This is a genomic window from Ochrobactrum sp. AN78, assembly GCF_029909885.1.
Taxonomy (GTDB): domain Bacteria; phylum Pseudomonadota; class Alphaproteobacteria; order Rhizobiales; family Rhizobiaceae; genus Brucella; species Brucella quorumnocens.
In genome coordinates this window covers 45,160-58,304 of sequence record NZ_JASAMU010000012.1, presented here as the reverse complement: position 1 = coordinate 58,304, position 13,145 = coordinate 45,160, and the positions used below count along the sequence as shown (strand labels likewise).

Genomic DNA, 13,145 nt, shown 5'->3' with positions numbered 1-13,145 from the left:
GCCTGGGCATGGACCTTGTTCTCTCGGGTGAAGAAGTAGCGCGCTATTGCAGCGACTGGCACGACGACGTGAAGAGCAGTGCAGTTGCAGTGCTTCGCCCCCGCTCCACAGCGGACGTATCTGCTTGTGTTAAAGCTGTTCGCGCTCGTGGCCTGTCTATTGTTCCGCAAGGCGGCAACACTGGCCTCGTACTGGGAGCAACGCCCGACTCGCCAGAATCTCAGGTCGTAATCAGCCTCGAACGTATGACCGCTATTCGCAGCATCGATGTAGATGATTTTTCCGCCGTGGCAGATGCTGGCTGTATTCTGTCCGAATTCAAGGACAAGGTAGAGGCCGCGGGGATGTTCTTTCCGCTGGCATTGGGTGCACAGGGTTCTTGTCGCATCGGCGGCAACGTATCGACCAATGCGGGCGGTATTAATGTGTTGCGATATGGCATGACACGTGAGCTCGTGCTCGGCCTTGAAGTAGTCCTTCCTGACGGTTCCATTTTCGATGGTCTTTCAACCTTGCGTAAAGACAATCGCGGCATCGATCTGAAGCAGCTTTTCATTGGCGCAGAAGGAACTTTGGGGATTGTTACAGCGGTCGCGGTAAAGCTTATGCCGCAACCGGAGCAGGTAGCGACTGCACTGCTCAGTCTCAACGCTCTCGATGACGCTATCGCTCTTTATCGCCGCGCACGACGCGACTGTTGCGATCTGATGTCGGCATTCGAATTTATGCCGCCGCTTGCTTTCACACTGGCGCGAGAAGCGATGCCGGACTTGGCCATGCCAATGGACGGCAATTATTCAGCCTATGTTCTGATGGAGATCTCCGGTTCTGGATTAATCGACATCGAAGATCTCATGGGCCGCTTCCTTGAAAAGGTTATGGAAGACGGGCTGGTGGCTGATGGCGTCATCGCGACATCCCGCGACCAATCCCGCAAACTGTGGCTGTTCCGCGAAGGCATGAACGAAGGCCAAGCCAAGAGAGGCCCTCATTTGCGCACCGATGTTTCCGTGCCCCTATCGCGCCTTGCGGATTTTGTACGTGATGCAGAGACCGCGGTCTATGTTGGTCTGCCAGACTGTGTTTGCGTATCTTATGGTCATGTGGGCGATGGGAATGTCCATCTTAATGTATTACCTCCGAACACGCTCGACCGCGCGGAGATCGATGCTCGTATCTACAAAGCAAAAAACATCATCAACGATGTACTCGATAGCTATCGCGGCTCCATGAGCGCAGAGCATGGAATTGGTCGGCTTAAACGACCGGATTTTGAAAAGCGTATGCCTAATGTGCAGCGCCAATTGCTATCCGCAATCAAGACTGCGATAGACCCTAGCCTTATGATGAACCCCGGTTGCCAATTGAGCTTGCCGCCTTGTTCAGAGACGAGCAATTAGAAGGACGCAACATGTCGACGGATTTTGGCCATATAAAGCGCAGCGAACACCTTCCTGCGCGGATCGCCGCCCAGATCGGCAGCGATATCCATGAAGGGCGTTTAAAGCCTGGCGACAAGCTACCGACTGAACATGTCCTTTCAAAATCCTTTGGCGTAAGCCGCTCAGTTGTTCGCGAAGCGATTGCGCAGTTGCGCAATGAAGGCCTCGTCGATACTCGACAAGGCGTCGGTGCCTTCGTAACCGAGCGACAGGCACGTTCGATCCGAATAAATGAGGATGAATTGTTCAGCCGCGATAGTTTTCGCGACCTGTTCCAGTTGCGCTTCCCTCTCGAGATCGAAGCGGCAGGATTGGCTGCAGCCCATCACACTGCCAAGGATCTGGCACGTCTTGATGAAGCACTCGAGCAAATGACCGGGGCCGCGAAATGGACAGATCAAGGGATCATTGCGGACCTTGCCTTTCACAAGGCAGTGGCTGATGCCACCGGAAACGAATATTTTTCTACATTCGTCGGATTTATTACTGAGCGCATCAGTCATGCAATCAACGTTGCCCGCTCAAAGGCCGTTCTGGAAGAAATCGTCAATATAACGATTGAGGAGCATGTCAATTTACGCGACACCATTGCCAGCCGCGATCCAGCGCTGGCGCGGGATGCCATGCGCAAGCATCTTATGGGAGCCGCAGCCAGGATCGGGCTGGTACTTGAATCCTACTAGGACGGGTCGCACTGCCTATGATTCAAAGAAGGCGGAAAGCTGCATTTTTCTGAACAACCGATTTCGGTTCTAGACAGCGATAAATTCTCGAACTAAAACGATATATACGGTTGTCAGACATCCTGACAATAAGGCAAGTTGGCTTTGGAGGGTCACTGCCTGAACAGTGGGGGGCGCCGCAACTGGCGAAAAGGATGAGATAAACCGACGGGTTAAACCCTGCGGAACTATCGACCTTCTGAAACCACTGCGCCGGACTGGAGCCATATAATTGTAGCTTTCCATTTTGATGGAGACTGCCGGGAGGAGGACAGCTTGACTTCAAAGCATTCGTTGAGTGCACAACAAATTTTGCCGGACGACGCCACGACCGCCGTTCTGGTAGGACGTGTCTGGTCTAAGATTGCAGACGGCCCCTGCCCGGTTCTGATCCGTGATGAACGCGTGCTCGACCTGACAGCTATTGCTGCAACCGTGTCGGGCCTGTTTGAGATCGATGGTATTGCCGCGAAGCTCGCCGCCACCACAGACTTGCCGGATCTCGGCTCTTTGGACGATTTTCTGAGTGGTACGACTGGCCACCTTTTGGCTCCAATCGATCTGCAAGCAATCAAAGCTGCTGGTGTCACTTTTGCCGACAGTATGCTGGAGCGTGTCATTGAAGAGCAGGCAAAGGGTGATCCTTCTCGCGCTCGTTCTATCCGTGAAAAGCTCGCTCCCGTCCTTGGGGACAGCCTGCGCGGCGTTACGGCTGGTTCAGAAAAAGCGGCCAGCATTAAAACCCTTCTTCAAGACATGAATCTCTGGTCGCAATATCTCGAAGTCGGCATTGGACCGGACGCCGAGATTTTCACCAAGGCACAGCCGATGTCTTCTGTAGGATGTGGCGATAAGGTAGGCATTCACCCGATTTCAGAATGGAATAACCCGGAGCCGGAGGTAGTTCTCGCGGTACGTTCCGACGGTGAAATTCTTGGCGCAGCGCTTGGCAATGACGTCAATCTGCGCGATGTTGAAGGCAGATCGGCTCTGTTGCTTGGAAAAGCCAAGGACAACAATGCATCCTGTTCAGTTGGCCCATTCATCCGCCTGTTCCACGATGCCTTCACGCTTGACGTTCTTTCCAAGGTTCGCGTTTCACTGCTGGTAAAGGGTGAAGACGGCTTCGAAATGACTGGCGAAAGCCCAATGGAAGCCATCAGCCGCTCACCTGCCAATCTGGTATCGCAGCTTCGTAATCGTAATCACCAATATCCCGATGGAGCCGTCCTGTTCCTGGGAACCATGTTCGCCCCCGTCAAAGACCGACGCGGTGTCGGCCAAGGTTTCACGCACGAAATCGGTGATCGCGTGGAGATTTCGACGCCGTCGCTGGGCCGGCTTGTCAATTGGGTCGATCGTACCGATGCATGCCCGGAATGGACCTTCGGCACAAGGGCGCTCTTCCGGAACCTTGCCGCTCGCGGCCTTCTCACAAAGGTATAATTCCATGATTCAGAAGCTGATTGACCTGTTCTTTCGCTTTCTGGCGCTGCTTATGATTTTAGCTCTGGCAGGCATGGCACTGATGGTTTTCGTCAATGTCGTCCTTCGTTATGGCATGAATTCAGGCATTGCCATTTCCGATGAAATGTCCCGATACTTTTTTGTCTGGCTGACCTTTATTGGCGCGGTCGTTGCTCACCGTGAAAACCTGCATATGGGTGTGGAAACAGTGGTTTCTCGCTTCGGGCGAAAGGGCCGAGTTGTCCTTATGGGCGTTTCCAATCTGGTTATTCTAGGCGTTTCCGCAATTCTCTTTCTGGGCACCTGGCAGCAGCTGCCCATCAACTCCTCCATGGTTGCACCTGTAAGTGGCCTTTCCATGGGCTGGGTTTACGGCATCGGATTGTTCACCGGCGCCGGCATTTTCCTGATCTCGCTTGAAAGATTGTTTCGCATTTTGACAGGTCGCATCACCGAAGAAGAGATTTCGGCATTTGCCGGCGAACATATGAGCATTGAACAACTTTCGGAGCGTGCCTGATGACTCTTCTCGTATTCATTGGATCGCTCGTCGGCGCTATGGCCATTGGGGTTCCAGTCGCTTTCGCGCTTATGCTCTGTGGTGTCGCGCTTATGTGGCACATGGACATGTTCAATTCGCAAATCATTGCGCAGAACATGATTGCAGGCGCAGATACATTCACGCTGCTGGCTATTCCGTTCTTCATTCTGGCTGGTGAGTTGATGAACTCGGGCGGCCTGTCCCGACGTATTATCGACTTCGCGATTGCATGTGTTGGCCATATTCGCGGTGGACTTGGCATCGTGGCCATTTTTGCAGCCATCATCATGGCGTCGATTTCTGGCTCCGCAGCCGCGGACACTGCTGCTCTGGCTGCTATCCTCATCCCTATGATGGCCAAAGCAGGTTACAATGTTCCTCGCTCTGCTGGTCTTATCGCAGCAGGCGGCATTATTGCACCTGTGATTCCACCTTCGATGGCCTTCATCGTCTTCGGTGTGGCCGCCAATGTCTCGATCACCAAGTTGTTCATGGCAGGTGTATTCCCCGGTATTCTGATGGGTATTTCCCTGATTATCACCTGGTTATTGGTAGTTGGTAAGGACAAAGTTCAAACTCTTCCACGCGTTTCGGGCAAAGAGCGCCTAAAAGCCAGTGGTCGCGCCGCATGGGCACTCGGTATGCCCGTAATCATCCTGGGTGGCATCAAGGCTGGCGTCGTAACGCCAACGGAGGCAGCTGTGGTTGCGGCCATGTATGCGCTCTTCGTGGGTATGTTCATTTACCGCGAACTGAAGATCACGGACCTTGGTCACGTGTTCCTTCGCGCAGCGAAAACGACTTCAGTCGTTATGTTCCTCGTCTGTGCCGCACTCGTATCTGCATGGCTCATTACGGCAGCCAACATTCCGGCCGAAATCAGCAACTACATCGAACCGTTGATCGACCGTCCGACTTTGTTGCTCTTCGTCATCATGCTGCTGGTTCTGGTGGTCGGCACAGCGCTTGATCTGACGCCAACGATCCTGATCTTAACGCCAGTTCTGATGCCGATTATTCAGAAAGCAGGGATCGACCCCGTTTACTTCGGCGTCCTCTTCATCATGAACACATCTATCGGTCTTCTCACACCACCAGTCGGTGTCGTGCTGAACGTGGTTTCAGGTGTTGGTCGCGTTCCACTGGGTCGGGTCATAAAGGGCGTACTCCCGTTCCTGCTTGCCGAGATTTGCGTACTGTTCCTTCTGGTGCTGTTCCCCGATCTCGTTCTTGTTCCCGCCAGCTGGCTCTATTGAGCCACTGGTACTCTTTCATTTTCTCTAACTCTGGGAGGATACTCATGAGAAAATTCCTAATCGCAACAACCGCACTCGTTTCTGCCGTTGCCACTTTTGCCGTCGGGCCAGCACAGGCTGAATTCAAGAGCCGCAACATCCGCGTCTCCAATGGTATCAATGCCGATCACCCTGTCGGCGACGGCATCAAGGCGATGCAAGCATGTCTCGACGAAAAGTCGAATGGCAATCTGAAGCTCACAGCGTTCTGGGGCGGCGCATTGGGCGGCGACCTTCAGGCAACTCAGGCTCTGCGTTCCGGCGTTCAGGAAGCTGTTGTCACTTCCTCATCGCCTCTGGTTGGTATTGTTCCGGCACTTGGCATCTTTGATCTTCCATTCCTGTTTGCGAATTCCGATGAAGCCTATACCGTCATGGATGGTGAGTTTGGCGATCTGCTGAATGAAAAGCTCGAGGCAGCCGGTCTAGTTAATCTGGCTTATTGGGAAAACGGTTTCCGCAACCTGTCAAACTCCAAGCATCCCATCAACAAATGGGAAGATCTTGAAGGGATGAAGGTTCGCGTGATGCAGAACAATATCTTCCTCGATACGTTCAAGAATTTTGGTGCCAATGCCACTCCGATGGCATTTGGCGAAATTTTCTCGGCGCTGGAAACCAAGGCCATCGACGCTCAGGAAAATCCATACGTGACGATCGACACTTCAAAATTCTATGAAGTGCAAGCCTATGTTTCGGAAACAAAACACGCCTACACACCATTCCTTTTCTTGTTCTCAAAGCCGATCTTCGACACCTACTCTCCTGAAGAGCAGGCAGCTCTGAGGGAATGTGCTGACGTCGGTCGCGATGTAGAGCGCAAGGTAATCGCCGAACTTAACAAAAAGTCGCTCGAAAAAATCGAAGCGGCTGGCGTGAAGTTCAACACGATTACACCAGAAGAACAGGCGCGTATTCTCGAAAAGTCTCAGGTGATTTACGAGAAACATAAAGCTGATATCGGCACTGACATCGTGGAACGTGCTCAGAGTATCCTTGCCGATCTGCGCAAGTAAGTTTAGGTTCAAACGCACAAGAAAGCCCGCGGTGATCTCTCACCGCGGGCTTTTTTTCGAGAGGATTTTATGAATGGGGCAACTGCTCGTCCATTTACGCTCCCCGTTTCACTCGTTGTTCGCGGAAGAAAATAAACAATCCTGATCCGACGATCAGCGCTGCGCCAACCACCATACTCGTTTTCGGAATATCCCCGAAGAACATCCAGCCAAATAAGACAGCCCATAGCAAAAGCGTATATTGGAGTGGTGCCACCGTTGCTGCGTCGGAGATTTTCAGCGCACGGTTGACGAGCATATGGGCAGCCATCGCTACAATACCCAAAAGCAGCATAAGCGCGATCTCGGCGGGTGTGCCCAGCGGTCGCCAATCCAGCGGTGCAAAAATAACGCCTGCGATCAGCGCACCCATTAATTGGAAGAAAACGAGCGTCTTGTCCGGTGTGGCGCGGAGACTGCGGCCCGAAATCATCATGAATGCAAAGGCAATCGTGCCAAGGATCGAGATGATGGCTGGAGCAGTAAACATGGCGCTGGACGGATTGAGCGCGATAATGACGCCCACAAAACCGATGCCGATAGCTGTCCAGCGCCGCCAGCCAACCTTTTCGCCAAGCAGAAAAGGCGATGCCGCTGCCACATAGATCGGTGCGGCCAGCCAATAGGTCATGACGTCAGCCAAAGGCAGATACATGACAGCATAGTAGAACGCAAAGACCTCAAAGGTCGAAAAGAAAACACGCGCTGCCTGAAGAAGCGGCTTCTCTGCTTTTACGATGGGTTGCAGCCCGGCCCGCCAAAGAAAAGGGGCTAGAATGACAAGTGCTGCAACGCTGCGGATCAGAATGACCTGACCCACGCTGTAACTGGCAACAAGCCATTTACCCATTGCATCGTTCAATGAAAACATCAGCATGCCTATGAGCATGAGCGCAGGTCCGGCAATTGCCGGAAGTGCGCTGCCGCCCTGCTGTTGCGTTGTGGCAGACATGGAGCCTCCAATTAGAACTGGGAGTTTTCACCCGACATTAAATCGAGGTCGTATCTGAAATACGGCGGCTCACTGTGAATGCCTTATCCAGCTCCGGATTTAATTCCATGCCAAGGCCAGGACCGGGAGGAACCGTAATCATGCCATTCTTCACCTCTGGGAGGGCGGTGACAAGATCGCGATACCAGGTCCTGTAAAAAGCGCGGACGCTCTCTTGCACCAAAGCATTAGGCGCATTCAGTGACAAATGGGTCGAAGCACATAACACCACTGGACCCGTGCAATCATGCGGAGCGACAGGCAGATGCCATGCTTCGGCCATCGATGCAATTTTCCGGGCCTCTGACAATCCTCCACACCAGGAGATATCCAGCATGACAATTCCAGCAACGCCGGTTTCAAGATAATCGCGAAAACCCCAGCGGGATGCGAGTGTTTCAGATGCGGAAATGGGCGCAGGCGAGACTTCTGCATAGCGCTTAAGGCTGGAAAGGCTGTCCATCTTGATCGGATCTTCGTGCCAGAAAGTACCATAAGGCGTTAGTGCTTTCGCGATCTGCATAGCGGGCAAAAGCTGCCACATGGAGTGAAACTCCACCATGATGTCAATGCGATCACCAACGGCTTTGCGGATTTTTTCAAAAGGTTGAAGCGCGGCTTTCATATCCGTTGACGAGATATATTGTCCCCGCGTTTTTTCCGCTGCTGCATCGAACGGCCAGATTTTCATAGCCGTTATGCCATCTTCAAGGAGAGAGTGGGCCAATTCATCTGCACGGTGCAAAAAGCCGTTGAGGTCATCGTAATCGCGACCGGTTGAAAGACCATAATTGCCCGTAGTTTGACCAGTCGCTTTCTTGATATACTCAGTACCCGCACAGGTATTGTAGGTTCGAATTTCCCGTCGCGAAAAACCACCCAGAAGCTGCGCTATCGGTTGGTTGGTGGCTTTGCCGAATATATCCCACAACGCAATATCGAAAGCCGAGTTTCCGCGGACTTCTGCGCCGGACGAGCGAAAGCCCACATAACCAACGAGATCCGCTGCCAGCAGGTCGATTTCCAAAGGATCGCGACCTATTACCCTTGGTGCAACATATTCGTGAATATAGGCTTCGACCGTTTCTGCGCCGAAAAATGTTTCACCAAGCCCGGTAATACCTTCGTCGGTATGGACAAGTACCCAGAGCAGGTTAGCGCGTTCAGCCACGCGCACGGTTTCCAGCGCAGTAATCTTCATAAATTCCTCCTAAATGCCACCCAAGATTACTCCTCATAAGTCCTTGGGATTCCTTGCAACTTGACTGATGAAGGTATCAAATTCGTTAGCATCTCGCGTATAAACTTTAAAAGTTCAGCCAAATTTTTTTAGGGCGATTTCGAGCTCAAAACTGCCAACGCGATAATGTTATTGCGCCTTCAGAATTGCCATCCATTTATTGAGTTCAGTTTGTCAGATGGTGTGGACATTCGCTTCTTCAGCGGTGTTTCCGAACGGCCTGGCGCTTACTGAAACACCAAATAGGTCAAGGCGCAGATCGGGGAATACAGATTGGCCGAGATCGTTGACCAAGCCACCCCTTATTGACCGAACATGGTGGGGAACTGGCAACAGAATGCACTCTGGCACAACAAGAAGAAGTGCGCTCAGTCAACCCGTTAGACCTAACAGCCCGGATTATCGAGCCATCCCCTTCTAATTTATTCGAAGCGAAGGACTTCAGATTATCTGTATGCTCGATACTTCGATTATCCCGGTGCGGAAGGCCTCGACATCTTCTATGCTGCGTTCTTGCAAATAATTAAGGGGCCCGCGCCAGACATTTCATAACTGTGAGTGTGGCGCAAAAAATGGGCTTGCCCAGCAAAGGATCTAAACAAAACTGGTTTGTATAATAAAATCATATACTTTGGGAGATTAGATGGTACGGACGGGTGGATTCGAACCACCGACCTCAGGAGCCACAATCCTGCGCTCTAACCAACTGAGCTACGACCGCGTACCTAAATCTCAACGAACTCGCTTGTGGTGTCCGCTGACAGGGGGTCACATACGGAGAATCGATCCACATTGCAAGTGATTACAATGATCTTTTTTGAAGAAATCCACGTTTGTTAGCCAAAGCGGCCCAATCGTTAAAATTGGACGGGTTTTGATTACCATGTTTTATGCATGCCTGTGCACAAAGCTGGATAATCGCTCGACACATAAAATTGCCGCACCCGCATTAACTAATGGAACAGAAAATGAGGTCCATATCGAATGGCAATATGGACCCGAACCCGCAAGAAGCTTATTAACAGGTCGTTAAAGAGCACTTTGGGTGGTCGGAAGAACAGGTAAAGGACCGGTATGTCAGGATCATACCCCTTCATCGACATTGCCGCGCTGGATCATATCCGCGAAGGCTTTGCCAAGGGCGATGCGCAGCTCGTGCTGACGCGCGACCTTTCGACCGTTCTATGGATCAATGGTCCAGGAGCCAAGTTGTTCGGTTTTGAACGGATCGAAGATGTCATCGGTAACGAACTCGATCTGCCTGTTTCAACCCGCCGCCAGATTATGGGCTCGAGCAGCGAAGCTGAAACTGCGCCGCGCGTTGTGGCCGTGCGTCTTGGTGCTGGCATGCGTTCAGAACTCACACGCCTTCAAGTTTCCCACCTGACAATGCCTGACGGTATCGAAGCGCTCTTGCTTGCTGTCGAGAAGCAGAATGCTACCCCTGACGCTATTATTTCCGGTCTCGGAGATAATACGACGCATGTCGCGCTGATCGATGCTAGAGCAAAGGTGATTGCCTCAAGCCCACGCTTTGCAGCCCTCGATATTTCCGCATCAACGCTTGAAGATCTGATTGTTGAAGCAGGCGATACCAGCGATCGGATCGTAAAGCGCCGTATTCGCGCAGGCAGAAGCTCAGTTCCAGGTGCAATCGCACGGCTTACCGACAATCCAGTCTTACATCTTATCTGCATCGTCGGAGAAGCAGCCATAACCCCTGCAACGACCAATGATGCGAAAACAAATGCAGCCGCAGATAACATCGCGCGTGAGGTAGAGATTGCGGCAACAGAAACCAAGCCGAAAAGCTTTGTCTTTGATCGCAACGGCCCACCTGCCCGTTTCATCTGGAAGACGGACGCGGCGGGGTCGTTTACAGAGGTTTCACCGGAATTAGGTGTCATCATTGGTCCAAATGCGGCTGATGTCATAGGCAGGCGCTTCGCGGAAGTCGCCAATGTTTTCGCCTTCGATACGGATGGCAGCATCGGCTCGCTTCTGGAAAAGCGCGACACCTGGTCTGGCAAAAAACTGCTTTGGCCCGTGGAAGGCACAAACCTCCGCGTGCCGGTCGAGCTTGCCGCCCTGCCCGTTTATTCGCGTGATCGTGAATTCATCGGCTTCCGCGGGTTTGGCCTTGTGCGCCCTGAAGATGCGGAAGAAGACCCGGAGACAATCGGCCTTGTGCTTGCTGGCGGCATTCCACAGAAGCGTGAAGCAGCCCCCACAATACAGGAAATGCTGAGCGCTGATAGTGATGACGATGTGTTGGCGCTTTCCGAAGAAGTTGCCAATGACGACCATCCGGACACCCGGCATCAGATCACAGCTGCAGAGACGTTGCCTTTTGAGTTGACACCGAACCCCGGTCGCCGTGAGTCCGACAAGGTCATTGAGTTACTTAATGCAGCCGCACGCGAAAAAGTGGAAGCTGATCAGGCAAAGCAGTTCAAGGGCAAAGAACAGCGTCCTGAAGGCGGATTGACCGCAACGGAGCGCAACGCATTTCGAGAAATTGCTGACCGTCTGCGCAAGCAAGGACTGGCTAATTCTCGTCAGGACGACGATGCACCAGTCGAAAAGTCAGTAGAAAAGCCAGCAGAAAAGATTGAACATAAGCAGCCAGCAGCAGAGCGTAACGCGCCAGTTGCGGTCGGGTCTGAAAATTTGCCTGCGGCGGGCGACAAACCTGAAGCTGCAAAACCAGACCAAAAACACCGTACCGATGAGACAGCACTGCTCGCTAATTTGCCTATCCCCGTCATCATCCATTCGGGTGACGAGATTCATTATGTCAATGAGGCACTTCTAGACCTGACAGGTTATGAAACGCTCGAAGACATCCGTGACGCGGGTGGCGTCCAGGCATTATTTAACAGTGACAGTGATGAAGGCAGCAACCCTCAAGGTATGGTGCTGCGCCGTGCAGACGGCAGCGAAGAGCCAGTAGATGCACATCTCAACGCCATTGGCTGGCGCAACGGTCGTGCGCTCATGCTGAGCCTTATGCCGGTCGCACCTGCATCCAACGAAGTTGAGGCTCCTGCAAAAGCCGAAATATCCAGTGAAGACCATACTGAAAAGCAGGCACTTAAAGCTCAGGTCGAAGAACTGAAAATCATTCTCGACACGGCAACAGATGGCGTCGTGCTGATTGATCCCGAAGGTCGCATTCGCTCGATGAATCATTCTGCCGCTGCTCTTTTCGGCTACGACCGGAGTGACACTGAAGGCAAATTCTTCTCGATGCTGTTTGCGATCGAGAGCCAGCGTGCAGCGATGGATTATCTGCACGGGCTGTCCGAAAATGGTGTTCTCAGCGTCTTGAACGACGGCAGGGAAGTGATTGGTCGCGAAGCTCAGGGCGGGTTTATCCCCCTCTTCATGACAATGGGTAAACTTCCACACACCAGCGGTTTCTGCGCCGTGTTGCGCGACATCACGCAATGGAAGCGTACAGAAGAAGAGCTGACGAATGCGCGCAAGGAAGCTGAACGTGCATCCAACCAGAAAACTGACTTTCTGGCCCGTATCAGCCACGAGATTCGCACACCACTTAACGCGATCATTGGCTTTTCCGAGTTGATGGCTGACGAGAAATTCGGTTCCATCGGCAATGATCGCTATCGCGATTATCTGCGCGACATCAACCGTTCAGGCAATCATGTGCTGGCACTGGTCAATGACTTGCTCGATATCTCCAAGATAGAAGCCGGTGCACTCGATATGCAGTTTGAGGCGGTTTCGCTCAATGATGCGATTGGTGAAGCTATTGCTCTGATGCAGCCGCAAGCAAACCGTGAGCGCGTCATTATACGCTCGAGTTTCCAGTCGAATTTGCCTGACATTGTTGCCGATGCACGTTCGATCAAGCAGGTAGCGCTCAATCTGTTGTCTAATGCGGTTCGCTTCACAGCAACCGGCGGACAGGTGATCGTCTCCACCAATTATGAATTGAATGGTGATGTGGTCATGCGCGTTCGTGATACGGGCGTAGGCATGACGAAGGCCGAAGTTGAGCAGGCTCTGAAGCCTTTCCGCCAGGTCAACACGATGCAGCGCAGACAGACAGAAAGCGCAAAAGACTGGCGCAATGAGGGTACCGGCCTAGGCCTGCCCCTTACAAAAGCGATGGTCGAAGCAAACCGCGCGCAGTTTGCGATAGACTCGACGCCCGGACGCGGTACCGTGGTGGAAATAATCTTTCCGCCGACCCGCGTTCTCGCAGATTGACAATTTAAAGCCCTCCACATGGAGGGCTTTTTATATGCAAACCAAAAAAAACGCCGGTAAAAACCAGCGTTGGAGAATCTCAGAGACAAAGAGACACAAAAGCGATCGCAAATGAGGGCCTGACGGCGGCTCGATCATTACTCAGTGTTGCACTTT

General features: G+C 52.5%; 9 protein-coding genes and 1 tRNA gene. 7 read left to right on the top strand and 3 right to left on the bottom strand.

Annotation, left to right across the window (positions count from 1 at the left end):
* Positions 1–8 precede the first annotated feature (8 nt).
* The 6 genes from QBD00_RS19060 (at position 9) to QBD00_RS19035 (ending at position 6,483) form a co-directional block, all read left to right on the top strand.
* Positions 9–1,400, top strand: coding sequence for an FAD-binding oxidoreductase (locus QBD00_RS19060; protein ID WP_412535046.1), 1,392 nt, complete (start codon positions 9–11; stop codon positions 1,398–1,400).
* Positions 1,401–1,411: 11 nt separating this feature from the next.
* Positions 1,412–2,125 (top strand): FadR/GntR family transcriptional regulator, encoded by a 714-nt coding sequence (locus QBD00_RS19055; protein WP_264230880.1) that lies wholly within the window; start codon positions 1,412–1,414, stop codon positions 2,123–2,125.
* Between the two features lie 315 nt (positions 2,126–2,440).
* Positions 2,441–3,610 (top strand): fumarylacetoacetate hydrolase family protein, encoded by a 1,170-nt coding sequence (locus tag QBD00_RS19050; RefSeq protein ID WP_151091588.1) that lies wholly within the window; start codon positions 2,441–2,443, stop codon positions 3,608–3,610.
* Positions 3,611–3,617: 7 nt separating this feature from the next.
* Positions 3,618–4,151, top strand: coding sequence for a TRAP transporter small permease (locus tag QBD00_RS19045; RefSeq protein ID WP_151091808.1), 534 nt, complete (start codon positions 3,618–3,620; stop codon positions 4,149–4,151).
* Positions 4,151–5,428, top strand: a complete 1,278-nt coding sequence (locus tag QBD00_RS19040) for a TRAP transporter large permease (RefSeq protein WP_191792740.1) — start codon at positions 4,151–4,153, stop codon at positions 5,426–5,428. The genes QBD00_RS19045 and QBD00_RS19040 overlap by 1 nt, the downstream gene beginning before the upstream one ends.
* A gap of 44 nt (positions 5,429–5,472) precedes the next feature.
* A complete protein-coding gene (locus QBD00_RS19035; protein WP_151091590.1) occupies positions 5,473–6,483 on the top strand; it encodes a TRAP transporter substrate-binding protein in 1,011 nt (336 codons plus the stop codon).
* Positions 6,484–6,577: 94 nt separating this feature from the next.
* Here the strand turns inward: QBD00_RS19035 and QBD00_RS19030 are convergent, their stop codons facing one another.
* The 3 genes from QBD00_RS19030 to QBD00_RS19020 form a co-directional block, all read right to left on the bottom strand.
* Positions 6,578–7,474, bottom strand: a complete 897-nt coding sequence (locus tag QBD00_RS19030) for a DMT family transporter (protein ID WP_210318187.1) — start codon at positions 7,472–7,474, stop codon at positions 6,578–6,580.
* Positions 7,475–7,511: 37 nt separating this feature from the next.
* Positions 7,512–8,714 carry a mandelate racemase/muconate lactonizing enzyme family protein gene (locus QBD00_RS19025; RefSeq protein ID WP_151091591.1) on the bottom strand — a complete coding sequence of 401 codons (1,203 nt, stop codon included), beginning with the start codon at positions 8,712–8,714 and terminating at the stop codon, positions 7,512–7,514.
* A 683-nt stretch (positions 8,715–9,397) separates the two neighbouring features.
* Positions 9,398–9,474: transfer RNA gene (locus QBD00_RS19020), tRNA-His, on the bottom strand.
* A gap of 353 nt (positions 9,475–9,827) precedes the next feature.
* Between QBD00_RS19020 and pdhS the strand changes: the two genes are divergently transcribed.
* The gene (gene pdhS, locus QBD00_RS19015; protein ID WP_318580252.1) at positions 9,828–12,989 is read left to right on the top strand and encodes a cell-division control histidine kinase PdhS; all 3,162 of its coding nucleotides are present in this window, start codon (positions 9,828–9,830) and stop codon (positions 12,987–12,989) included.
* The last annotated feature ends 156 nt before the right edge of the window (positions 12,990–13,145 follow it).

Coding starts and splice junctions, on each gene's coding strand:
- QBD00_RS19055 (WP_264230880.1), top strand. CDS start 1,412: ATGTCGACGGATTTTGGCCATATAAAGCGCAGCGAACACCTTCCTGCG.
- QBD00_RS19030 (WP_210318187.1), bottom strand. CDS start 7,474: ATGTCTGCCACAACGCAACAGCAGGGCGGCAGCGCACTTCCGGCAATT.
- QBD00_RS19040 (WP_191792740.1), top strand. CDS start 4,151: ATGACTCTTCTCGTATTCATTGGATCGCTCGTCGGCGCTATGGCCATT.
- QBD00_RS19025 (WP_151091591.1), bottom strand. CDS start 8,714: ATGAAGATTACTGCGCTGGAAACCGTGCGCGTGGCTGAACGCGCTAAC.
- QBD00_RS19060 (WP_412535046.1), top strand. CDS start 9: ATGGACCTTGTTCTCTCGGGTGAAGAAGTAGCGCGCTATTGCAGCGAC.
- QBD00_RS19035 (WP_151091590.1), top strand. CDS start 5,473: ATGAGAAAATTCCTAATCGCAACAACCGCACTCGTTTCTGCCGTTGCC.
- pdhS (WP_318580252.1), top strand. CDS start 9,828: ATGTCAGGATCATACCCCTTCATCGACATTGCCGCGCTGGATCATATC.